Source organism: Rhodococcus antarcticus, from assembly GCF_026153295.1.
In the GTDB taxonomy this organism is placed as follows: Bacteria; Actinomycetota; Actinomycetes; order Mycobacteriales; family Mycobacteriaceae; genus Rhodococcus_D; species Rhodococcus_D antarcticus.
Genome location: NZ_CP110615.1, coordinates 1535405 through 1557503, shown reverse-complemented (window position 1 = coordinate 1557503; position 22099 = coordinate 1535405). Strand labels below are relative to the sequence as shown.

Annotated in this window: 18 protein-coding genes; 7 read left to right on the top strand and 11 right to left on the bottom strand. The window is 75.0% G+C overall.

Going from position 1 to position 22099, the window contains the following annotated elements:
• Window positions 1-61 precede the first annotated feature (61 nt).
• Window positions 62-1840, bottom strand: coding sequence for a hypothetical protein (locus RHODO2019_RS07420; protein ID WP_265384333.1), 1779 nt, complete (start codon window positions 1838-1840; stop codon window positions 62-64).
• 132 nt (window positions 1841-1972) lie between these two features.
• Between RHODO2019_RS07420 and RHODO2019_RS07415 the strand changes: the two genes are divergently transcribed.
• Window positions 1973-2797: an acyl-CoA thioesterase gene (locus tag RHODO2019_RS07415; protein ID WP_265384332.1), complete on the top strand. Its 825-nt coding sequence runs from the start codon at window positions 1973-1975 to the stop codon at window positions 2795-2797.
• Window positions 2798-2814: 17 nt separating this feature from the next.
• Here RHODO2019_RS07415 and RHODO2019_RS07410 read toward each other — a convergent pair whose 3' ends face one another.
• A complete protein-coding gene (locus RHODO2019_RS07410) occupies window positions 2815-3987 on the bottom strand; it encodes a CaiB/BaiF CoA transferase family protein (protein ID WP_265384331.1) in 1173 nt (390 codons plus the stop codon).
• 9 nt (window positions 3988-3996) lie between these two features.
• Between RHODO2019_RS07410 and RHODO2019_RS07405 the strand changes: the two genes are divergently transcribed.
• The 3 genes from RHODO2019_RS07405 (at window position 3997) to RHODO2019_RS07395 (ending at window position 6403) form a co-directional block, all read left to right on the top strand.
• Complete coding sequence (locus RHODO2019_RS07405; protein ID WP_265384330.1) at window positions 3997-5010, top strand: PHP domain-containing protein; 1014 nt, start codon at window positions 3997-3999, stop codon at window positions 5008-5010.
• A gap of 549 nt (window positions 5011-5559) precedes the next feature.
• Window positions 5560-5943, top strand: coding sequence for a hypothetical protein (locus tag RHODO2019_RS07400; RefSeq protein WP_265384329.1), 384 nt, complete (start codon window positions 5560-5562; stop codon window positions 5941-5943).
• Window positions 5936-6403: a hypothetical protein gene (locus RHODO2019_RS07395; RefSeq protein WP_265384328.1), complete on the top strand. Its 468-nt coding sequence runs from the start codon at window positions 5936-5938 to the stop codon at window positions 6401-6403. The genes RHODO2019_RS07400 and RHODO2019_RS07395 overlap by 8 nt, the downstream gene beginning before the upstream one ends.
• A gap of 7 nt (window positions 6404-6410) precedes the next feature.
• Here the strand turns inward: RHODO2019_RS07395 and RHODO2019_RS07390 are convergent, their stop codons facing one another.
• Window positions 6411-6977 (bottom strand): TetR/AcrR family transcriptional regulator, encoded by a 567-nt coding sequence (locus tag RHODO2019_RS07390; RefSeq protein WP_265384327.1) that lies wholly within the window; start codon window positions 6975-6977, stop codon window positions 6411-6413.
• A 57-nt stretch (window positions 6978-7034) separates the two neighbouring features.
• On the opposite strand from RHODO2019_RS07390, the gene RHODO2019_RS07385 reads away from it, so the two are divergent.
• On the top strand, window positions 7035-8177 hold the full coding sequence (locus tag RHODO2019_RS07385; RefSeq protein WP_265384326.1) for an acyl-CoA dehydrogenase family protein: 1143 nt from the start codon (window positions 7035-7037) through the stop codon (window positions 8175-8177).
• A 32-nt stretch (window positions 8178-8209) separates the two neighbouring features.
• Here RHODO2019_RS07385 and recD read toward each other — a convergent pair whose 3' ends face one another.
• The 5 genes from recD to RHODO2019_RS07360 all read right to left on the bottom strand — a co-directional run bounded on the left by recD (window position 8210) and on the right by RHODO2019_RS07360 (window position 18072).
• On the bottom strand, window positions 8210-10030 hold the full coding sequence (gene recD / locus RHODO2019_RS07380; RefSeq protein WP_265384325.1) for an exodeoxyribonuclease V subunit alpha: 1821 nt from the start codon (window positions 10028-10030) through the stop codon (window positions 8210-8212).
• Window positions 10027-13311 (bottom strand): UvrD-helicase domain-containing protein, encoded by a 3285-nt coding sequence (locus tag RHODO2019_RS07375; protein ID WP_265384324.1) that lies wholly within the window; start codon window positions 13309-13311, stop codon window positions 10027-10029. Before RHODO2019_RS07375 ends, recD begins: the two co-directional genes overlap by 4 nt.
• A complete protein-coding gene (gene recC, locus RHODO2019_RS07370; protein WP_265384323.1) occupies window positions 13308-16550 on the bottom strand; it encodes an exodeoxyribonuclease V subunit gamma in 3243 nt (1080 codons plus the stop codon). The genes RHODO2019_RS07375 and recC overlap by 4 nt, the downstream gene beginning before the upstream one ends.
• An 88-nt stretch (window positions 16551-16638) precedes the next feature.
• A complete protein-coding gene (locus RHODO2019_RS07365; RefSeq protein WP_265384322.1) occupies window positions 16639-16989 on the bottom strand; it encodes a calcium-binding protein in 351 nt (116 codons plus the stop codon).
• Between the two features lie 111 nt (window positions 16990-17100).
• The gene (locus tag RHODO2019_RS07360; RefSeq protein ID WP_265384321.1) at window positions 17101-18072 is read right to left on the bottom strand and encodes an aldo/keto reductase; all 972 of its coding nucleotides are present in this window, start codon (window positions 18070-18072) and stop codon (window positions 17101-17103) included.
• 120 nt (window positions 18073-18192) lie between these two features.
• Here RHODO2019_RS07360 and RHODO2019_RS07355 point away from each other — a divergent pair, with 120 nt between their 5' ends.
• Both RHODO2019_RS07355 and RHODO2019_RS07350 read left to right on the top strand, forming a co-directional pair.
• Entirely contained in the window at window positions 18193-18570 is a 378-nt protein-coding gene (locus RHODO2019_RS07355) for a universal stress protein (RefSeq protein WP_265384320.1), read from the top strand.
• Window positions 18571-18677: 107 nt separating this feature from the next.
• Window positions 18678-18956 carry a hypothetical protein gene (locus RHODO2019_RS07350; protein ID WP_265384319.1) on the top strand — a complete coding sequence of 93 codons (279 nt, stop codon included), beginning with the start codon at window positions 18678-18680 and terminating at the stop codon, window positions 18954-18956.
• A 35-nt stretch (window positions 18957-18991) separates the two neighbouring features.
• On the opposite strand, the gene RHODO2019_RS07345 is transcribed toward RHODO2019_RS07350, so the two are convergent.
• From RHODO2019_RS07345 to RHODO2019_RS07335, 3 genes are all read right to left on the bottom strand, one after another.
• Entirely contained in the window at window positions 18992-19801 is an 810-nt protein-coding gene (locus RHODO2019_RS07345) for a VWA domain-containing protein (RefSeq protein ID WP_265384318.1), read from the bottom strand.
• A 122-nt stretch (window positions 19802-19923) separates the two neighbouring features.
• Window positions 19924-20871 carry an AAA family ATPase gene (locus tag RHODO2019_RS07340; protein ID WP_265384317.1) on the bottom strand — a complete coding sequence of 316 codons (948 nt, stop codon included), beginning with the start codon at window positions 20869-20871 and terminating at the stop codon, window positions 19924-19926.
• Entirely contained in the window at window positions 20868-21989 is a 1122-nt protein-coding gene (locus tag RHODO2019_RS07335) for an NDMA-dependent alcohol dehydrogenase (RefSeq protein ID WP_265384316.1), read from the bottom strand. Before RHODO2019_RS07335 ends, RHODO2019_RS07340 begins: the two co-directional genes overlap by 4 nt.
• Between the last annotated feature and the right edge of the window lie 110 nt (window positions 21990-22099).

The window sequence follows — 22099 nt, the reverse complement described above, 5'->3', positions numbered from 1 at the left end:
CACCCGCGCGCCCGGTCCCGAACCGGGTGGTGCGGGGCGACCACCCGGGGCGGCGTGGGGGTCAGCGGGAGCGGCGGAGCAGGTCGTGCTCGGCCAGCGCCGCCGGCAGCACGAAGGTGAACACGTCATCACGGCTGGCCCCGGCGGCGGGCCCGACCACCTCGGCCAGCGCCCCGAGCACGGCGATCCCGTCGCGCAGGACCCCGCGCACACCCGCCCGGGACGCCGCCCGGTCGAGGTCCGGGTCCGGCTCGTCAGCCAGCAGCGGGGCGAGGTCGACCGCCGCGGGGTCGTGCTCGTGCGCGGAGCGCAGGCACCCCACCACCAGCCACCGGGGACCGCGCTGCCCGGGGGCGACCGCCGCGAGCAGCTCGGCCACCTGGGTCTCCCACGACGACGCACCGGGCTCGTCCTGGGCCTGCACCAGCAGCTGCGCGGTGGCGCACACGAAGGCGTCCAGCGCTTCGGCCGCCTCCAGGTCCGGCTCGAGCAGTCCCGTCAGGAGGTCGATGCCCGTCTCCACCGACACCCCCTGCGCCAGCGCCGCCCCGGTCGCCTGCACGGCGGCGGTGAGCGGCACCTCCGCCCAGCCGCCGGGCCCGATCCCCGCCCGGGTGCGCACGAAGCGGGCGAGCTGCAGGCAGGCGTGCACCAGGGGCCCGGGGTCGGCGGTCGTGTCGTCGCTCTCGAGCACCGCACGCACGAGCTCCAGGGGCGCCCCCACCCGGTGCAGCTGGCGTCCGGCCACCTCCGTGCTCTCGGCGGCCAGGGCACGGGCGGTGCGGGCCAGCCAGGAGCGACCGGGACCGCTCGTGGCCAGCACCCCGTCCGCGACCGCACGCACCGCGTCGGCGTCACCGTCCGGCTCCCCCGCGGCCGCCACGGCCAGGCGCACCCACAGCCCGGCCAGCCGGGCGAGCGCCGCGTCGTCGACCATGTCCAGCCGCGCCAGCAGGGCGTCGTCCTCGAGCTCGGTGGCCCCCAGCCCCACCCGGGCCAGCCGCGCGATGACCCCCACCGCCGCGCGGACCGCCTCGTCCCGGTCGCCGGTGGCCAGCAGGACCTCGCCCACGCCGTCGACACCACGGGCGCGGGGGACCTCGGTGAGCAGGCGCACTGCCTCGTCCTCGAACGGCCCGGTCTCGGCCAGCACCGCCGCCACCCCGTGCGGGCCGGCCAGCGCCGAGCTGCTCAGCAGCGCACCCGCGACCAGCCGGGCCAGCTCCACCTGGAACTCGGGCGGTCCGTAGGCGAGCCCGCGGACGAGCCGGGTGGTCGCCTGGTCGGCGTCCAGCGCGCCCCGGTGGCTCGAGAGCACGGCCGAGGCCACCAGCTGCTCGGGGGAGAAGTCCGCGGCATGGTCGTGCGCGTCGTCGTGCAGCAGCAGCTCCACGTCCTCGGCGAGCCACGGGGCGAGACGCCCGCGCAGCGCCTCCACCACCTCGGCCACCGGCAGGGGCAGCTCGGCGGCGAGGCGCTCGCAGTCGAGCGCCTCGCCCCAGGAGCCGGGAGCGGGCTCGGCGTCGACCACGGCCAGCAGCACCACGCGACCGTCGTCGCCGGACTGCCCGGGCAGCGCCGCGACCAGCGGGGCCACCGGCAGCTGCCAGGTCAGGGCGTGCCCGTCGGCCAGCACCCGCACGGTCACGGTGGGCGCGGTGATCCCGTCGGAGTGCACGTCCACCCGGGCACCGGGGTCGCGCAGGCGCTCGGCGGCGGCCGGCGGCAGGAAGGTGTGCAGCAGGACGGCAGGCTCCAGGGTGTCCCCGGCGTGGGCGTGCAGCACGGCGCCGGCGGCGCAGGCGTACACGGGCGGTCGGTGCTGTTCGGGGGTGCTCACCGCCCCAGTCTCTCCGAGGCGGTGCCGCTGACCACAACCCGGGCCGCACGGGGGTGGGCCCGGCGTGCTGGACCTGCTGCCCCGGGGTGGCACGCTGGGCTCCGTCCGACCGCCGTCCACCCGAGGAGTTCCGTGGCCACGATCCACGAGGTGCTGCAGGTCGAGCAGCTGGAGGCCGACATCTTCCGCGGCAGCTCACCGGCCACCAACCTGCAACGCACCTTCGGCGGGCAGGTGGCCGGGCAGGCGCTGGTCTCCGCCGTGCGCACCGTCGCCGACGGCTTCACCGTGCACTCGCTGCACGGGTACTTCCTGAGGCCGGGCGCACCGACGGTGCCCACGGTCTACCTGGTGGAGCGGGTGCGTGACGGCCGCTCGTTCGCGACCCGGCGGGTCACGGGCATGCAGAACGGTCGGGCGATCTTCTCCATGTCTGCCTCGTTCCACACCGGTGACGAGGGCCCCACCCACCAGGACCGCGCCCCCGTGGTGGTCCCGCCGGAGGAGCTGCCCGACCTGGTGGGCGCGCCCGGACCGCAGGACCCCTGGTACGTCACGGAGTGGCCGGACTGGGACATCCGGCGGGTTCCCGCCGAGGCGCTGCACACCCGTCCGGACGCAGCCGCCCAGCAGCAGGTGTGGATGCGGTACCGCCACGAGCTGCCGCCGGACCCCGTGTTCCACGTCTGCGCACTTGCCTACATGTCCGACATGACGCTGCTGGGTTCCGCGCGGGTGCCGCACCCCGACGCGGTGACCCAGGGGGCCTCGCTCGACCACGCGCTGTGGTTCCTGAGGCCGTTCCGGGCCGACGAGTGGCTCCTCTACGACCAGACCTCGCCGTCCGCCGGGTTCGGTCGGGCGCTGACCCAGGGCCGCATCTACGACCGCGCGGGGAACATGGTCGCGGCCGTGGTCCAGGAAGGCCTCATGCGCACGGTGCACGAGCAGCCCTGACCCGGGCCGCTCCCCCGCTACTCGTCGACGGGCGCAGCGGGCGGGGTCAGCCACGCGCGCAGCTCGGCCCCGTGCTCGTCCAGGTTCGGCGGGGGCAGGTGGTGCACGGCGGGTGTCGCCGAGAAGGTCACCGGGTGCCGCACGGTGGGGACGCCACCCACCTCCACCACCGGGTCCAGCCCCAGCTCGGTGGCCAGCGCCAGGCCGTCGGCCACCGTGCCCACCACCCCGCAGGGCACCCCGGCCGCGGTGAGCACGGGCGCCCACTGCGCCGAGGTCCGCGTGCGCAGGCGCTGCAGCAGCAGGGGGCGCAGGGCTTCCCGGTGCACGGTGCGGTCGGCGTTGCGGGTGAAGCGGGCGTCGGCGACCAGCTCGGGCACCTCCAGCACCCGGCACAGCGCCGCGAACTGCCCGTCGTTGCCCACGGCCAGCACCAGCTGACCGTCTGCGGTGTCCACCGGCTCGTAGGGGAACAGGCTGGGGTGCGCGTTGCCCATCCGGTGCGGCACGACCCCGGCCGACACGACGGCGCCGGTCTGGTTGACCATCCCCGAGAGCGCCGACGAGAGCAGGTTCACCTCCACGTGCTGGCCGAGCCCGGTGCTCGTGCGGTGGTGCAGGGCCGCGACGATCCCCAGGTCCGCGTGCAGGCCCGCGACCACGTCGAACACGGCCACCCCGGAGCGGTAGCCGGGTCCGTCGGGGGCACCTGTGGTGCTCATCAGCCCGGAGACGGCCTGCACCACCAGGTCGTAGCCCGGCAGGCCCGCCCCGCCGCGGGAGCCGAACCCGGTGATGGAGGCGTAGACCACCCCGGGGTTGGTCGCGGCCACCTGCTCGTAGCCCAGCCCGAAGCGCTCCATGCCCCCGGTGCGGAAGTTCTCGACGACGACGTCCGCGCGCCGGGCGAGCTCGTGGGCGACGACCCGGTCGTCCGCGTCGGTCAGGTCGAGCACGATGGAGCGCTTGCCCCGGTTGACCGACAGGAAGTAGGTGGAGGTGTCCCCGCGCTCCGCATCGATCCGGACCGGCGGCGCCCAGTTACGGGTGTCGTCGCCCCGTGGGGGCTCCACCTTGACCACCGTCGCACCGAGGTCGGCCAGCAGCATGGTCGCGTAGGGCCCGGCGAGCACCCGGGAGAAGTCCGCCACCAGCACGCCTGCCAGCGGTCCCGCACCTGTGTCGTCCACACTCCCAGGATGGACCCCGTCGCTGCCCTGCGTCGCACCGCCTTCCTCCTGGAGCGCTCGCGCGAGTCCTCGCGACGGGTGCAGGCCTTCCGCAACGCCGCGGCCGTGCTCGCCGACCTGTCGGGCGAGGAGCTGGCCCGCCGCCTCGACGCCGGCACCCTCACAGAGCTCACCGGCATCGGTCCCAGCACCGCCGCCGTCGCCCTGCAGGCTCACGCCGGGGACGTGCCCGAGCGCCTCGTCGCGCTGGAGGCCGCGGCCCGCGAGCCCCTGGTCGAGGGCGGCGACGCGCTCCGGGCCGCGCTGCGGGGGGACCTGCACAGCCACAGCGACTGGAGCGACGGCGGCTCCCCGATCGAGGAGATGGCGGTCACCGCGCTCGAGCTGGGCCACGACTACCTGGCGCTGACCGACCACTCCCCCCGCCTCACCGTGGCCCACGGGCTGACCGCCGCGCGGCTGACCCAGCAGCTGGACGTCGTGGCCGAGGTGGACAGCCACCTGGGCGACTTCCGGCTGCTGTCGGGCATCGAGTGCGACATCCTCGACGACGGCAGTCTCGACCAGTCCGACGAGCTGCTTGGTCGCGTCGACGTCGTGGTGGCGTCGGTGCACTCCAAGCTCCGCGCCGACTCCGTGACGATGACCGCCCGGATGCTGGGCGCCGTCCGGAACCCGCACACCGACGTGCTCGGCCACTGCACCGGCCGGCTCGTCACGGGTGGTCGCGGCACCCGGCCGGAGAGCGAGTTCGACGCCGCCGCGGTCTTCGCCGCGTGCGCCGAGCACGGGGTGGCCGTGGAGATCAACTCCCGCCCCGAACGGCTGGACCCGCCGCGCCGGCTGCTGCGCCAGGCCGTGGAGGCGGGCTGCCTGTTCAGCATCGACACCGACGCGCACGCCCCCGGCCAGCTCGACTGGCAGGCCTACGGGTGCGCTCGCGCGCAGGAGTGCGGGGTGCCGGTGGAGCAGATCGTCAACACGTGGCCGGTGGAGCAGCTGCTGGAGTGGACCCGCCGCTGAGCACGGTGCACCCCGACCGCGCAGCGATCCCCGCCCGCTCGAGCCACCCCGGGCGCCGCCCGCGCCGCCCCCGACCGTCCACCCTCGGCCGCCCTCACGCACGACTGCCCTCCCGTGGGCGCCCTCCGGGGTGGACGTGGTGCAGCGTGCTCTCAGATCGGGGCGCCGAGTGCAGCCGTGTGGGTGCGAACCGCGCCCCGATCCACTGTTCACCGGGGCGGCAGCCGACGACGTGATCGGGGCGGGACCTGCACGCCTGAGGCGCGCATCGCTCCCCGATCCCGGAGCGTCGCCACCAGCATCGCGCCACCCCCGTCACCACCAGCGTCGCGCCGCCCCCGTCACCACCAGCGTCGCGCCGCCCCACCACCACCAGCGTCGCGCCGCCAGCTCAGCCGCCGGGGCCTGGAACCAGCGCGTCCACCGACAGCGGGTCGTCCCAGCGACCCGGGAACGAGACGTCCGTCCCCACCGTCAGGGGACCGCCGAGGAGCCGGTCCGGGGTCCGCAGCGCGGCCGCACCCGCGGCCACCGGATACCGTGGCATTCGTGTTCGCACCCCTGTCCGCCACCGTGACCACGGCGACGCTGCTGGGCGCGCTGTGGACCCTGGCGCTCGTGGTCGCCAACCGCCCGATGCTGCTGCAGAAGCGCTCCACCCGGGCGTTCCTGGGCTTCCTGGTGCTGGTGGAGGTCGCGCTGCTGGTCCAGGGGGTGCTCAGCACCGTGCTCGCGTTCACCAGCGGCCTGACCACCGACCAGTCGTACACCCTCGCCGGCTACGCGCTGACCCTGCCGTTCATCATCCCCCTCACGGTGCTGTGGGGGCTCAACGACCGCTCGCGCTGGGGTGCGGGGGTGGTGCTCGTCGGCCTCGTCACGGTGCCCGCGATGATCCTGCGCATGAACACCGTCTGGGACACCCGTGCCTGAGCCCGAGCAGCCCGACCCCACCGTCGCGTCCGAGCCCGCCGCCCCCGCCACCCGCGAGGAGCGCACCGCGGTGGCCACCCGCTCGGGTCCCGGCCGCGCACTGGTCGCCGTCTACGCGGTGTTCGCGATCGGGGCCACCGCTCGCTCGGTCGAACAGATCGCCACCCGGTTCTCCAACGCTCCGCTCGCGTTCCTGCTGTCGGGGTTCGCGGCCGTCGTCTACTGCGTGGCCACCTACTGCCTGGCCCGCGCCTCGAGCACCAACCGTCGCATCGCCGGCGTCAGCCTCGTCGTGGAGACCGTCGGGGTGCTCGTGGTCGGCACGCTGAGCCTCACGGCGCCGGAGCTGTTCCCCGAGGCGACCGTGTGGTCGGACTACGGCCAGGGCTACCTGTACATCCCCGTGGTGCTCCCGGTGCTCGGCCTGCTCTGGCTGCGCAGGACCGGCCGCACCACCTGAACCGCGGTCACGCGCTGATGCCGTGCAGCACCAGCGCGGCGAGCTCGGTGTAGGCCTGCGCGTCGTCCAGCCCGGTCGCGGAGGCCACGCGGCGCTGCTGGATGCGCACCATCGACGACGCGACGACGTCGGCCACGAAGGCGGCGTGCACGTCGCGCAGCTCCCCGGAGGCCACCCCCGACGCGATGAGCTGCTGCACCCGACGCGCCGCGAGCACGGTGTTGCGCTGGTACACCTCCCGGGCCGGTGCGAACGCGTCGAGGTCGGCCATGAACTGCTCCGAGGCCGGCCGCAGCTCGTCGGCCACCGCCCGCAGGTAGGCGGCGATCTGCGCGCGGGCCCCCGCGGTGGCCGCCACCTGCGCCTCGACCCGCCCGGTGGCCACCCGGAAGAAGTGCACCACCGCGGCCCGCACGAGCTGCTCGCGGCTGCCGGCCAGGGCGTACAGCGTCGACTTGGAGCACCGCAGGCGCGCAGCCAGCTGGTCCTGGGTGAGGTGCGCGAAGCCTTCCGCCAGCAGGAGGGCCACGAGCTGGTCCACCAGCTCGGACTGCCGCTGCGTCGTCCCCCTCATCCGTGAGACAGTACTGCGGTACTACCGTTCGTACTGCACCCGCACAGGAGGACCCCCGTGGCCGTCGACCGCATGCTGCCCACGTCCGAGGCGCACGACCTGCTCGCGCTCACCCGGGACCTGGCCGACAAGGAGCTCCGTCCCCGGGCCGCGGACCACGAGCGTGACGAGACCTTCCCCGAGGGACTGTTCCCGCTGCTGGGCGAGGCGGGCCTGCTCGGGCTGCCCTACCCCGAGGAGCAGGGCGGCGGCGGTCAGCCCTACGAGGTGTACCTGCAGGTGCTCGAGGAGCTCGGGGCCGCGTGGGCTGCCGTCGCCGTGGCCACCAGCGTGCACGGGCTCAGCTGCTTCCCGCTGGCCACCTTCGGCACCCCCGAGCAGCAGGAGCGCTGGCTGCCCGACATGCTCGGCGGCACGCTGCTGGGCGCCTACTCGCTGTCCGAGCCGCAGGCCGGGTCCGACGCCGCGGCCCTGAGCTGCAAGGCGGTCCGCGACGGCGATCACTACCGGATCAGCGGCACCAAGGCGTGGATCACCAACGGCGGCACGGCCGACTTCTACTCGACCTTCCTGCGCACCGGCGAGGGGTCCAAGGGCGTCACCTGCTTCCTGGTCCCCCGTGACCTCGAGGGACTGAGCTTCGGCAAGCCCGAGGACAAGATGGGGCTGCGCGCCATCCCCACGGCCAGCGCGACCTACGACGACGCCCTGCTCGACGCCGACCGGCGCCTCGGCGCGGAGGGCCAGGGCCTGCCCATCGCCTTCGCCGCGCTCGACTCCGGCCGGCTCGGCATCGCCGCGGTTGCCGTCGGGCTCGCCCAGGGCGCGCTCGACGACGCGGTGGCCTACGCCAAGGAGCGCACCACGTTCGGCCGCAAGATCATCGACCACCAGGGCCTCGGCTTCCTGCTCGCCGACATGGCCGCAGCCGTGGACTCCGCCCGCGCTACCTACCTCGACGCCGCCCGTCGCCGCGACGCCGGTCGGCCCTACGGTCGGCAGGCCTCGGTGGCCAAGCTGGTGGCCACCGACGCGGCCATGAAGGTCACCACCGACGCCGTCCAGGTGCTCGGCGGCTACGGCTACACCCGCGACTTCCCGCTGGAGCGCTACATGCGCGAGGCCAAGATCATGCAGATCTTCGAGGGCACCAACCAGATCCAGCGCCTGGTCATCGCCCGCGGGCTCGCCGCCGGCTGAGCCCTGGCCGTTCCCGCAGGTCGGGGCCCCGCTCAGCCCGTGCTGGTCCGGCGCAGCCCGCTGGCCCGGACGAGCTGACGGCCGACGGCGGCGCGCACCGACTCCTCGGACCCGATGACCCGGACGTGCGCCGAGGCCCGGGTGATCGCGGTGTAGAACAGCTCGCGGGTCAGCAGCGGCGACGTGGGGGGTGGCAGGACGAGGGTGACCGACTCGTACTGGCTGCCCTGGGAGCGGTGCACGGTCAGGGCGTGGGCGGTGACGACCGACGACAGCCGCGACAGAGCGATGCGCTCGATCCCGCCGGCCCGGGCGAAGGCGGCCTGCAGTCCGTCGGGGGTCTCGACGACGACGCCGGTGTCCCCGTTGTGGAGGGCGTTCTCGTAGTCGTTGGCCGTGATCAGCAGGGGTTGGCCCGCGTACCAGCGTGCCCCGGTCGCACCGCTCCACCGGCTGCACTCCTCGTTCCACCACGTCACCCCGTGGGGACCGGTCCGGTGCGCGCAGAGCAGGCGGTGGGTGCCGAGCAGGGTGATGGCGCGAGCCGCGTCCCCGGCCGACGCGGCCGCGGCCATGTCGACACCGGTCGCGGTCACCTCGGTGCGCAGCGCGTCGAACCCGGGCTCCAGGGTCAGCGAGCCGCCGTCGTGCAGCAGGCCCAGGGTGGCGTCGGCGTCCCCGGTGCGGATGGCCTCGGCCAGCGCCCCGATCTGGTGGCCGTAGCGGTGGGAGACCCGCAGCCGGACGATCCCGTTGCCCAGCTGGGCACGCTCGGTGCCGTCGAGGTCGAGCTCGGTCGGGTCGATCCCGCTGGGGGCCGTCACGGGTGCGCCGGTGGGGGCGGGGCGGTGCACGAGGTCGCTCAGCACCGCGCCGGCGTCGACGGGGGTGAGCTGGTCGGGGTCGCCGACGAGGACCAGGCGTGCGGTGGGGCGGACGGCGTCGAGCAGCCGGGCCATGAGCGTCAGCGACACCATCGAGGACTCGTCCACGACGACGACGTCGTAGGGAAGACGGTTGCCGGCGTGGTGGCGGAAGCGGCTCTGGCTGTCGGGGCGCCAGCCCAGGAGGCGGTGCAGGGTGGAGGCGGTGAGGTCGAGCGGGAGGCCGACCGCGGCGGCCTGGGACTGCACGGACTCCTGCAGCCGGGCGGCGGCCTTGCCGGTGGGTGCGGTCAGCGCGATGCGGGGGGTCGGTCCGGGCTGGGCGAGCAGCAGGGCCAGCAGCCGGGCCACGGTGTGGGTCTTGCCGGTGCCGGGGCCGCCGGTGATGACGCTGACCCAGCGGTCGGCGGCGACCGCGACGGCGAGGCGCTGGCGGTCGGGACCGGGCACGGGGAACAGGCCGGGCAGGGCGCTGAGGTCGAGGGCGGGGGTGGGCCGGGCGGCGCGCTGGTCGAGCTCGCGGCGCACCAGCTGCTCCTGCTGCCAGTACCTGTCGAGGTACAGCAGGCCGTGGACCAGCCGCAGCGGGCGCCACGGGGCGTCGACCCCGACGGCCACGAGGGGGCTGTCCTGCAGGGCGTCCCAGGTCTCGGGCCAGGCCAGGGGGGGCGCGACGGCGCCGGTGGGGTCCGGCGTGGGCTCTGCCCCCGGGTCGTCACGATCGGGGTCGTCAGGATCAGGGTGGTCGGGATCGGGGTCGACGAGCACGGAGCCCGCGATGGTGGCGAGGTCGACGCAGACGGAGCCGGTCCGGACCCCCCGCACGGCGAGGGCGGCGGCGAGCAGGACCGTCTCCGCCCCCTCGCCGCCGAGCTGGGACAGCCGGAGGGCGACGTGGACGTCCGCGGCCTCCAGGACGCCGGCCTCGGCGAAGTCCCGGAGCAGGCCGGTGGCCCGGACGGGGATCACCGGGGACCCGCGAGCAGGTCGGAGAGCTCGGTGACGAGGGTGGGGTCGGGGGTCCAGGTGAAGACGCCGGCGCCGGCCGGGGTGTCGGGTCCGGCCATGCCCCGGACGAACAGGTACAGCACGGGGCCGAGGTGCACCGCCGGTTCGTAGCTTCGCTGGCGCCAGCGCAGGAACCGGTGCAGGGCGACGGAGTACAGCAGCGCCTGCAGCGCGTAGTGGGTGTGCTGCATCTCCGCGGCCATGGCGGGTCCCCGGTAGTGGGCGGTGGTGAGGGGCTCGGGGCCGAGCCGGTTGGTCTTGTAGTCGACGACGGCGTAGCGGGGTCCCGGCAGGCGCAGGACGGCGTCGATGCTGCCGGTGAGGTACCCGCGCAGGGTCTGGGCGGGCAGCCGGGCCAGCTGGTCGGCGTACCCCGCGAGCGGACCGAGGTCGTGGCGCCGGAGCAGGTCGACGATGTCGGCGAGCCGGGCGCCGGTGACGGTGTCGTCCCCCCCGGCCAGCGGCATCTCGAAGTCGAGCTCCGCGAGGCGGTCGTGGGCAGCGACCGTGCCGAGGGTGGTGCCGTGCTCGTCGAGCGGGGTGCGCAGCACGGGTCGCAGGGCCTCGGCGAGGGCAGCGGGGTCGACCCCCCGGACGCCGTGCCGCAGCACCGCGTCGGTGCAGCGCCGGAGCAGCTCGTCGGGATCGGTGTCCTCGAGGACGTCGTGGACGAGGGTCCCGAACGCGGCGCCCCCGGGCAGGTCGGTCAGCGGGCTCGGGAGGTCCCCGGGGGTGCTGGTGCTCGGCGGGGCGGTCGGGTCCGCGGTGGTGTCGCGCTCGTCGGTGGTGGTGTCGACCTCGGGCTCGCTGGTCGGCGGGTGCTCGTGGGCGGCGCGGGTCATGGAGCTGTAGGACGTGCGGGCCCAGTCGTGGTCGAGGCGGCGGGTGAAGCTGCGCACGCTCAGCTCCGGGGTGGGGGTGGTGGCTCGGCGCCACCGGCCCGCGGTGGGGGCCGGCGGCACGTCGTGGACGCTGACGAGGTCCCCGGAGCGCTCGGCGAGCGCGGCCAGCCGCTGCGCGGCGACCTCGTCGGTGGGGACGGTGACGGAGTCGGGCAGCTGGTCGCCGGTGCGGTCGCCGAACAGGACCCGGTGCAGGGACGAGGTCGCGGTGTTGGTGGTGGGCGCCCAGTGGGCCACGACCTGGCTGGACGCGCGGGTCAGGGCGACGTAGAGCAGGCGGAGGTCCTCGCCGCGCTCCTCGTCGTGGTGGCGGCGACGGGCGTCGTCGTAGCTGGGGCTGCGGGTGCCCCCGACGTGCAGGACCCGGTGGCCGGCGTCGTCGTGCAGCCGCAGGGTGGCCGGGCGGTCGTTGTTCCAGCGGTCCCAGCCGAAGGGGACGTGGACGACGGGGAACTCGAGGCCCTTGCTGGTGTGCACGGTCATGACCTGGACGGCGTCGTCGTCGGACTCGAGGCGGCGGCTGCGGTCATCGGTGTTCTCCTGCCCGGCGCGGGCGATCCGACGACGCAGCCACTCGACGAGCGCCGTGAGCCCCATCGACTCCGCCAGGGCCGCCGCGTGCAGCACCTGGCCGGCGTGGCGCAGGTCGGTCAGGACCCGTTCCCCGTCCGGCCTCGCGAGGATCCGGGCGGGCAGGCTCTCCTGCTCCGTGAGGACCTCGAGGAAGGCGGCGACCCCGCGGCGGGCGAGCAGCTCCGACCAGCCCCGCAGCTGGGTGGAGAGGCTGTCGGTGAGCTGGTCGCCCAGCTGGTCGAGGGTCTGCTCGTCGCGGCCGAGGAAGACCGAGAGCGCTGCTGCGCGGACGCGGCCGGACCGGTGGGGCTGCTCCACGGCCTCGAGCAGGACGAGCCAGGAGCGCGCGGCGGCCGTGGCGAACACGGTGCCTCCGCCCGCGGCGACGGCGGGGACCCCGGCGGTACCCAGGGCCTGGCGGACGAGCTGCACCTGCTTGTTGGTGCGGACGAGCACGGCGATGTCGCCGGGTCCGACGGGCCGGCCGTGCAGCCGGGCGGGCCCGGTGAGCAGGTGGACGATGTCGTCGGCGACGTCGGTGGCCACCAGCGGACGCGCGACGCCGACCGCGAGGGCCTTGCGGGGGTCCGGGCCCGCTCGCAGGACGCGGCGCACCCGCAGCGGGGCCCCGGCCCCGGTGAGGCGGGGTTCGGGGTGCGCGGAGTCGACCGGGCGCACGACGATGCGGCGGTCGCCGAGGGCGACGCCGCCGAGCAGGTGCTGCAGGGCGGTGACGAGGCGGGCGTCGCTGCGCCAGCTGCGGTCCAGGGTGGACTCGGCGGTGGCGACGCCGGTGGCGGCGAGGTACGTCGTGACGTCGCCGCCGCGGAAGCCGTAGATCGACTGCTTGGGGTCGCCGATGAGCACGAGGGTCGTGTGCTCGTGGAACGCGTGGCGCAGGACGTCCCACTGGACGGGGTCGGTGTCCTGGAACTCGTCGACCATGACGACGCGGTAGCGGTCACGGACCCGCTGGCAGGCCACCGGCCCGGTCACGGGGTCGGTGAGGGCGTCCCGGAGCTGGGTGAGCCAGTCGTCGTGGTCGACGAGGCCGCGGGCCCGCTTGCGGGCGGCGACCTCGGTGCGGATGGCCTGGGCGGCCCCTCGCAGGCGTCCGGTGACACCGCTCTCGTCGGTGGGCTCCAGCCGGGCCTGCCGGTCGCTGCCGGTGGCGGCGGCCGCGAGCAGGCCCAGGTCGCGGGGGGTGATGAACGGGGGGTCGGAGGAGGGGGCGAAGGCGCGGACGTAGAGGTCGTCGACGACGTCCTGGCGCAGGTCGTCGATGGTGTCGGTGAAGGTGGCGGTGTGGTCGGTGTCGGCGGCGGTGCCCAGGCCGGTGAGGACCTGCTGGCAGAAGCTGTGGGTGGTGGCGATGGTGGCGGCGTCGAAGGTGGCCAGGGCCCGGACGAGCCGTTCGCGGCGCACCCCCACCTCGCTGGGGGTGCCGGTGGCCAGCAGCGCGAGGACGGGGTCGGTGGTCTGCGTCCGGGCGACGTCGGGGTCCCGCAGCCCTCGTTCGGCGCTCACCATGCGCTCGCGGACCCGGTCCCGGAGCTCGCGGGAGGCGGCGTTGCCGAAGGTGACGAGCATGACCTGGGCGAGCTCGCAGACCCCGTCGGCGACGAAGCGGGTGGTCAGGGCGGCGATGGTGAACGTCTTGCCGGTGCCGGCGCTGGCCTCCAGGACGGTGGTCCCGGTGGGCAGGGGTCCGCACACGTCGAACGGTGGGGGCCCGGCAGCGGCCGTGGGGGTGGTCACGGTGCTCACGAGAGGTTCTCGGCCTCGAGCAGCGGGTGCCAGAACCGGTGGGCGAGGGTGCCGAACCGGGAGCGCTCCCCCAGGTCGGGCTCGTCCGCGCGGGCCGCCTGCTCGGTCCAGACGGTGAAGGGTGCGTCGGCTCCCCACACCTGCACGTGGTGGCGGTCGGCCCCGGTGCCGGGGAACATCCCGCCGTCCCACGCCGCCTTCGCCGCACCCCGGGCCCGCTCGGGGTTGGTGCGGCTGGCGGCGTAGGCCTCGGAGGGGGCGGGGTGCAGCGGCAGCGGCTCGCGCAGCCCCCGCTGGCGGAGGTCGACGAGGTCGGCGAGCACGGTCAGCGGGTCGGCGGGGGCCACGAGCGTGGAGGTCCGGGCCCGGTCGCCGGCGCGGCCGATGGTGACGGCCCGGCCGTGGCCCTCCGTGGCGGCCAGGGCGAGGGCGTTCACCCAGGCCCGGGCCCGGTGCTTGGGGGCCAGGGTCGAGTAGGTGACGGTGACGACGGTGCCGCCCGCCCGCACCCCGGCCACGGTCCCGCTGAGGTCGGTGCCGGCGACGTCCAGGCGCACGTCGACGGTGCGGGGTGCCCCCGCCAGCAGCGGGGCCGCGGCCTCGGCGAGCGCGCCGACGCGGGGCAGGACGGTGCGCAGGACGGCGGCGGCGAGGGCACCGGGCGGCAGGGTGCCGCGCAGGCGCTCGGTGCGGGCGGCGTCAGCCTCGGAGGTCCCGGCCAGGGCGGCGGTGAGCAGCCGGTCGCCGATGGCCCAGGTCTGGAGGCCGTCGAGCTCGATGGGGAGGGAGTCGAGGACGTCGTCGTCCTCGCCGGGCAGCGTGATCTGCAGCCGTTGGCGGAGGAAGGCCCGCACGGGGTGCTCGACGAACGAGGCCAGGTCCTCGAGGGTGACCGGCCCCGGGCGGGGGGCCAGCAGCGTCCGGGCCGGCTCGGGGGTCCGGGGCTGGGCGGCCGCGCGGGCGCCGGCGAGGTTCACCGGGTCGAAGCTCGTCGGCGGCGTGCCGGTGAACTGGCGGGCGTCGAACGGTTGCAGCGGGTGGCGGCGGACCAGGGTGTCCCGGGTGGCCGTGGTCATGAGGTCGAGCACGTCGAGGAGCTCGCCGATCGGGACGGCCGGCGGACGGGTCGCGGCGGTGACGGGGTCGGCTCCGGTGTGCAGGACGACGAGGCGGTCCCCGGCCGACAGCAGCGCGTCCAGCAGGAGCTGGCGGTCCTCGCTGCCGGCGTCCCGCTCGCCGATGGCGGGGTCGCGGGCCAGCACGTCGTCGCCGTCCCGGGCGCCGGCCCGCGGGAAGACACCGTCGTCCATGCCGAGCAGGACCACCACCCGGTGCGGGACGGCCCGCATGGGCACGAGGGTGCACACGGTGAGGTTGCCGGTGCGGAAGCTGGCCCGGGTGGGGTGCCCGCGCAGCCGCTGCGCGAGCATCGCCCGCACGTCGGGCAGCCGGAGGGTGCCGGTGCTCCCGTCGGTCGCGGCGGCGAGCTCGCGGCGCGCCTGCGCGAGCTGCCAGGCGTCGTCGGCGGTGGTGTCGGTGAGGGAGTCCAGCGCGGTCAGCAGGGTGGTGGTCCAGTGGGCGGCGGGGTGCTCCCCGTCGAGGGCGTGCAGCACGTCCTGGACCCGGTCGAGGAGCTCGGCGAGGCGGCCGGCGAGGTCCACGTCGCCGCTGTCGACGTCGTCCAGCGGCAGGGCGCGCCCGAGGGTGACGTGGTCGTCCTCCGCGGTGGTCACGCCGAGCAGGATGCGGTCGATCCCGGTCCGCCAGGTGTTCTGCGGCACGGCACCCAGGCCGTGGGCGGCGCGGGTGCTCTCGTCCAGGCCCCACCGCACCCCGGAGGTGGCGACCCATCCGCGCACGCGGTCGAGGTCGTCGTCGGTGAGGGCGAAGCGGGTCCGGACCCCGGGGGTCGCCGCCAGGTCGAGGACCTGCGTGGCGGTGGCCCGGCTCCCGGCGAGCTGCAGCAGGCGGGTGACGACGTCGAGCAGGGGGTTGGTCTGGCGGAGGCTGCGGTCGGCGAGCCGGACCCGGAGGGCGCCGCCGGGGTGCGGCAGGGCGGTGTCGAGGCCGAAGGTGGCGAGGATCAGCGGCGCGAACGTCTCGATGTCGGGGCAGAGCACGAGGACGTCGCGCGGTTCGAGGGTGGGGTCGTCCTCGAACAGGCTCAGCAGCAGCTCACGGAGCACCTCGACCTGCCGGCCGGGTCCGTGGCAGGAGTGCACCTGGACGGTGGCGTCGGCGGTGAGGCCGCCCGTGGGGGGCTGGTCGTGGAGCAGGTCGCGCTGCAGCTGGGCGAGCAGCGTCGGCCGGTCGTCGGCGGTTGCGGCGGGGTGGTGGGTGTCGGTGTGGGCGGGCAGCCGGAGCTGGAGCTCGCGGACGTCACGGCCGAGGCTGCGCAGCAGGGGGTGCGTGGCCACGGTGGTGGTGGGGTCGCTGGCGCGGCGGGTGGCGCAGCGGCCGTGCAGGGCGGTCCAGAGCGCGGGGCTCGGGTGGGGCAGCCACAGGTGGACCTCACGGTGCTCGGACAGCGCGTCGAGGACGGCGAGGGCGCGGGTGGACAGCCGCGTCGCCCCGAAGATGCTGAGCCGCTGCGGCAGTGCGGACAGCTCGGGGTGCTCGCGCAGGGCGCCGCAGGTGGCGTCGAGGTGCTCGACGGGGTCGGGGCCCAGGCGGGTGCGCAGCCGTCGCCAGAGCTCGGCCTGCCAGTGCAGGTCGGCGGGCAGCGCGTGGCCGGACCCGTCGGTGTCCGCGCCGGCCGCCCACGCCTCGATCATCGCGGGCCGTTCGGCGGCGTAGGTCCGGTAGAGCCCGGCCAGGTGGGAGGCGGTGGCCCAGCGGCGGCCCCGACGCTCGAGCGACCTGCTGTCGTCGCGGTCCGCGCCCAGGTGGTGGGCGAGCACGGAGCACCAGGTCTCGGTGACGCACTCGTCGATCACCTCGAGCAGCACCCAGGTCGGGCGGACCCACGGGTCGGTGCGCGGGTCGGTCCCGGTGGCGGCCGCGACGGCGTTGTCGACCAGGGTTGCGGCGGAGGGGAACCGGACCCCGGCGCAGATGCCGTCCCGGCGGTCTCCGGCCCCAAGGACGGTGGACAGGCGCTGGGCGAGCCACCGCTCCACCCCCTGCGAGGGCACCGCCACGACGTCGTCGGCGAACGGGTCGGCCGGGGGCTCGGCCAGGATCCGCGCGAGGGCGTCCACCAGGGCGGGTGTCCGCTCGGCACGGTGGAGGTGGAGCACGGGCCCTGTCTACAGCACCCCTGCGACGGTGGAGCCCGGACGGCTGCCGGTGCTGCGGGTTCGGCGTCACTCGCCGGGGTGCCGCGGATCAGCAGCTGTTCGGCTCCCCCGTCCGGACGACCGAGAGCACGACGTCTCCCTCGCCGATGAGGACGCCGGGGGCGGGGCCCTGGGAGACGACGGTCCAGCTCCGGTCGAGGACCTGGGCCCGCCCGGCGCCACTGGCGTCATCGCTGCGGGAGGAGCAGACCCCGGCCTGCTGGATGGCGACCTGCGCGACCTGCAGGTCGAGGCACGTGACCTCGGGCGCGGGTTCCTGGACGGGGGTCGCGGTGGTGGGCGACGGCGGTCGCCGCCAGCTCCCACGGACCGGGCCCGGACAACGCTGTCCCGGCCCGGGCGACGGCGACGTCCGGGGCGAGCTCCAGCGCCTGGTCATCGCCCGCAGACTCGCCACGGCTGAGCAAATCCAACGCCAAGTGCGGGCTTTTGGCGGTCATCCACCCGGGAATGACCGCCAGAAGCCCGCACTTGGCGGTTCAAGTGCCGCTCAGCGGAACCCGGCCGGGGCGTGCGGCACATAGGGCTCCTCCAGCAGCGCGACCTCCTCCGCGCTGAGGGTGATCTCCAGCGACGCCACCGCGTCCTCCAGGTGGTGCGCCTTGGTGGCGCCGACGATGGGGGCGACCACGCCCGGCACCTGGGACACCCACGCCAGCGCGACCTGGGCCATGGGCACGCCGCGGCCGTCGGCCACCTGCGCCACCCGCTCCACCACGGCGCGGTCGGGCTCGTCGTAGAGGATCTTGCCGAACTCGTCGGTGCCCGAGCGCTCGGTGTCGGTGCCCCACGGCCGGGCCAGGCGCCCCCGGGCCAGCGGGCTCCACGGGATGACGCCGATGCCCTCGTCCGCGCAGAGCGGCAGCATCTCCCGCTGCTCCTCGCGATGCAGCAGGTTGAGGTGGTCCTGCATGGAGACGAACCTCGACCAGTCGTGCGCGTCGGCGGTGTGCAGCGCCTTGCTGAACTGCCACGCCCACATCGACGACGCCCCGAGGTAGCGGGCCTTGCCGGCCTTGACCACGTCGTGCAGCGCCTCGAGGGTCTCCTCCACCGGCGTCACGGGGTCCCAGCGGTGGATCTGGTAGAGGTCGACGTAGTCCGTGCCCAGCCGGCGCAGGCTGTGGTCGATCTCGGCCATGATCGCCTTGCGCGAGAGCCCGGCGCCGTTCGGCCCGTCGTGCATCCGGCCGTGCACCTTGGTGGCCAGCACGATCTCGTCCCGCTGGGCGAAGTCCTTCAGCGCCCGCCCGACGATCTCCTCGCTGGATCCGGCCGAGTACACGTTCGCGGTGTCGAAGAAGGTGATGCCGAGCTCCAGGGCCCGCTTCAGGAACGGCCGCGAGGCCTCCTCGTCCAGGCTCCAGGGGTGGCCGCCGCGCGCGGGATCGCCGTAGCTCATGCAGCCCAGGCAGATCCTGGAGACCTCGAGACCCGTCCGACCCAGCCGTACCTGCTCCACGTGCGCACCCCTCGTCGTTCGTTCCCCCGACCACCCCGACGCTAGGCGCCACCGGTTCGGGCCGCCCAGCCGCCGGGGTCCACACTGGGGATGCACCGCACCCGCCCCTGGAGGTCACCCGTGGTCATCGTCGTCGGTCACATCGCCACCCCGGAGGGTGAGGCGGCCCTGCACCGCGCCGTCCTCGAGGCGCAGCTGCGCTCGGCCCGGCTGGTGGTCCTGAGCACCCCACCCTCGGACACCCCGGACGTCTCCGAGGAGCAGTACGTCGACGCGCTGCGCGGGATGCTCGCCGAGCACGGCGTGGACGGCGACGTGCGCCAGCTCGCCCCGGACGCCGATCCCGCCCACGAGATCGTCGCGGCCGCAGCCGACGCCGAGCTGGTGGTGGTGGGCATCCGCCGCCGCTCCCCCGTCGGCAAGCTCCTGCTGGGCAGCACCGCCCAGCGGGTCCTGCTCGAGGTGGGCTGCCCGGTGCTCGCCGTCAAGCCCGCCTGACGCGACCCCGGCGGCCCGGGTTAACGATCCGGGGTCCCCGCGACGATGGACCGTGCAGAGGCCCTCGGACATCCCAGCTCCGGTGCGGCACGACCCTGGAGAACACCATGAGCGCAGCCACCCTGCTCGAGCCGACCACCGTCCAGGGCCTGTGCTGCGACGGTGCCCAGCTCCAGCTCGAGCTGCGCGACCTGGCCGTGCTCGTCCCCACCTCCGCCTTCCGGCTGGGTGAGCTGGCCGCCAGGGTCCGGGTGGACGCCCGGTCGCTGCCCGCCCTGGGCGCCTACCTCGAGTACCTGCGCGCGGTGCCGTGCGAGCGCAGCGACCGGTTCGTCCCCGCGGTCGACGAGTGCCTGCGCCTGGTCGGGGTCGTCACCGAGCGCTGACCTGCCCCCCGACCAGGCCGGCACCACCGGCGACGTCAGCCGAGCAGCTCGCGCAGCGCCGTCGGTGCGTCCGCGGCTCCGGACAGCGGTGCCCACCGAGCACCGCTGCGGGACGCGAAGTCCGCCGCCTGCTCGGTGTCCCCGGCCGGGGCCAGCACCACCAGCTCGGAGAGCCGGCGCGCGACGTGCACCGGGTCGTCGGTGTCGGTGGTGCGGCAGTCCGACAGCAGCACCACCACCCGTCGCGCCGCCCGGGTCCGCTCCAGCTGCTCCGCGGCCGCCGCCAGTGCCGCCGTGAGTGCCGTGGTGCCGTGCCCCCGCAGGTTCAGCACGGAGTCCACCACGGCTGCCGCGGGCCGGTCGGACCCCATGGGCCGCAGCACCTCCACCTCGCGGGCGAACGCGAGCACCGCGTGGTCACCGGGGGCCCGCCACGCGCACGCGGCGGCCGCGAGCGCGGCCGCGGCCAGGCGCTCACCGCCCATGGACCCCGAGCGGTCGACCACCAGGCACAGCGCGAGCTCGGGCCGGGCCCACTGCCGGGCGACCAGGTCCTCCACGTACGGCGCCCGCCGCTCGGCACGCCCGGCGAGCACCGCGTCCAACGAGGCGTCCACGTCGAGGTCACCGCCCCGGTCGGCGGACACGCTGCGCAGCTTGCCCACGCCGCGGCCCAGCGCGATCCCCTTGCGGGCCAGGTCGAGCACGATGCGGGCCGCGAGCCGTCGCGCCGCCCGCCGCAGCTTCTCGTCCGTCGCCGACGCCATGGACGCCAGCAGGGTGAGGGCCGCGTCCGGATCGGCACCCATGGCGGCCTCGAAGGCCTCCTCGTCGAGCACACCCACCTCGGGAGAGACCTGCTCGAACTGCGCGTGCCGGGCCAGCTCGGACCGCGACGCCGTGCGCTGCTGCGGACCGCGCCGGCGGTCAGGGGGTGGCTGTGTGTCCTCGCCCGCTCCCGGCGGGCTCAGGCTCCCCCCGACGCACCACCACCCTCGCCGTCGTCGGCGGCGTCGGACTCCCGCGGCTCGGCCCCGAACACCGCCTCGTACATCTCCCGGACCACGGCCTCGGGCGTGCGTGCGCAGGACTCGTGCAGCCGCACGCGACCCGAGAGCGCGACCAGCGCGGCGTCGAGCCCGGTGTGCCAGTCCGTCACGGCGGTGCCGCGACGCGGGGCCAGCGAGGTCGTGAGCCGCACGAGGTCGATCGATCCCCGCACCGACGAGCCCACCCGGACGTCCGCGTGGTCCCGGGTGCGCCGCACCAGGTCGACCACCTGGGCACGCCACTGCGCCGGGACCTCGGGCGCCCGCAGGGCCACGATCTCCGCCTCGTCCGTGGCGTCCTGGTAGCCCATGGTGATGCGGCAGACCCGGTCGTAGACCGCGGCCGAGATGCGGGCGGTGCCGACGGCGTCGAAGGGGTTCATGGCCGCCACGAGCCGGAAGCCGCCCTCGGCGGACACCCGCCCGAGCCGCGGGACGTGCAGCTCCCCCTCGCTCATGACCGTGATGAGGACGTTGAGGGTCTCCTCGGGGACCCGGTTGACCTCCTCGACGTAGAGCAGCGCACCGGAGCGCAGCGCCTCCACGAGGGGCCCGTCGACGAACGTGTCGGGGGTGTATCCGTCGGTCAGCACCTGGGACGGGTCGAAGTGCCCGATGAGCCGACCCGGGGTCAGCTCGGCGTTGCCCTCGACGAACACGAAGGGCACCGACTCGTCGTCGGCCACCGAGCGGAGCAGGGTCGTCTTGCCGGTGCCGGGCGGTCCCTCGAGCAGCACGTGTGCCCCGCAGTCCAGCGCGGCGACGAGCAGCTCGACCTCACGGGCCCGACCGACGACCGAGCGCGGACGCGACGACGGGTCGGGCGCGGAGACACCCGACCCGTCGGCCCGGAGAACAGCGCTCACGAGTGCTCGTGGATGAGGACGCCACGGATGTTCTTGCCGTTGAGCAGGTCCTCGTAGCCCTCGTTGACCTGGTCCAGGGTGTACGTGCGCGTGATGATCTCGTCGAGCTTGATGTCGCCGGACTGGTAGAGCCCCAGGATCTTCGGGATGTCGGTCGTGGGGTTGCAGTCGCCGAACAGGCTGCCCTTCAGCGTCTTCTTGAACAGCGTCATGATCGAGCCCGGCAGCTTGATGTTGTCGACCGACAGCTTGTTGAGCCCGGTCAGCACGATGGTGCCGCCCTTGCCGGTGGCGTTGAAGGAGTCGGTGACGATCTCCTCGGTGACGATGCCGGCGGTGATGATGGTCTTGTCCGCGCCGTTGCCGTTGGTCATCGACTGGGCGAGCTCCATGGCCTCCGCGGCCGTGGCGACGGCGTGGGTGGCCCCGAGCTCCATGGCCTTCTCGCGCTTGTTCTCCAGCGGGTCCACGGCGATGAGGTTCTTGGCCCCGGCGAAGCGCGCGCCCTGCACGGCGTTGATGCCGATGCCACCGACACCGACCACGATGACGGTCTCGCCGGGCTTCACGGCGGCGGCGTTCACGGCCGAGCCCCAGCCGGTGGGCACGCCGCAGCCGACGAGCACGGCCTTGTCCAGCGGCATGTCGTCGTCGACCTTGACCACGGAGTTCTGGTGGATGGTGGCGTACTGGCTGAAGGTGCCCAGCATGCACATGGCGCCGTAGTTCTTCTCCGCGCCGGGCCCGGTGAAGGGGAAGCGCTCGCCGGGCAGGTAGCCCTCCAGGATGGTGGCGCCCATGTCGCAGATGGCCTGCTGACCGGTCGCGCACCAGCGGCAGACGCCGCAGTTCGGGATGAAGGAACACACCACGTGGTCGCCGGCCTTGACGCGGGTGACCCCGGGGCCGACCTCCTCGATGATCCCGGCGCCCTCGTGGCCGAGGACCATGGGCAGCCGCGCCTCGAGGTCGCCGTGGGAGATGTGCACGTCGGAGTGGCAGAGCCCGGCGTGGGTGTAGCGGATGAGCACCTCGCCCTCGCGGGGGCCGTCCAGGTCGAGCTCCACGATCTCGATGGGCTTGCCGGTCTCGTACACGACCGCGGCCTTGGTCTTCATCCGGTCTCCTCAACGTCGTTGTCGGACGGCCCCCGATCCCGGTGATCCCGATCACGTGGCCGTGTGCGCACTGTGGCACGGGCCTGGTCACCCGTACAGGGTTGCAACGA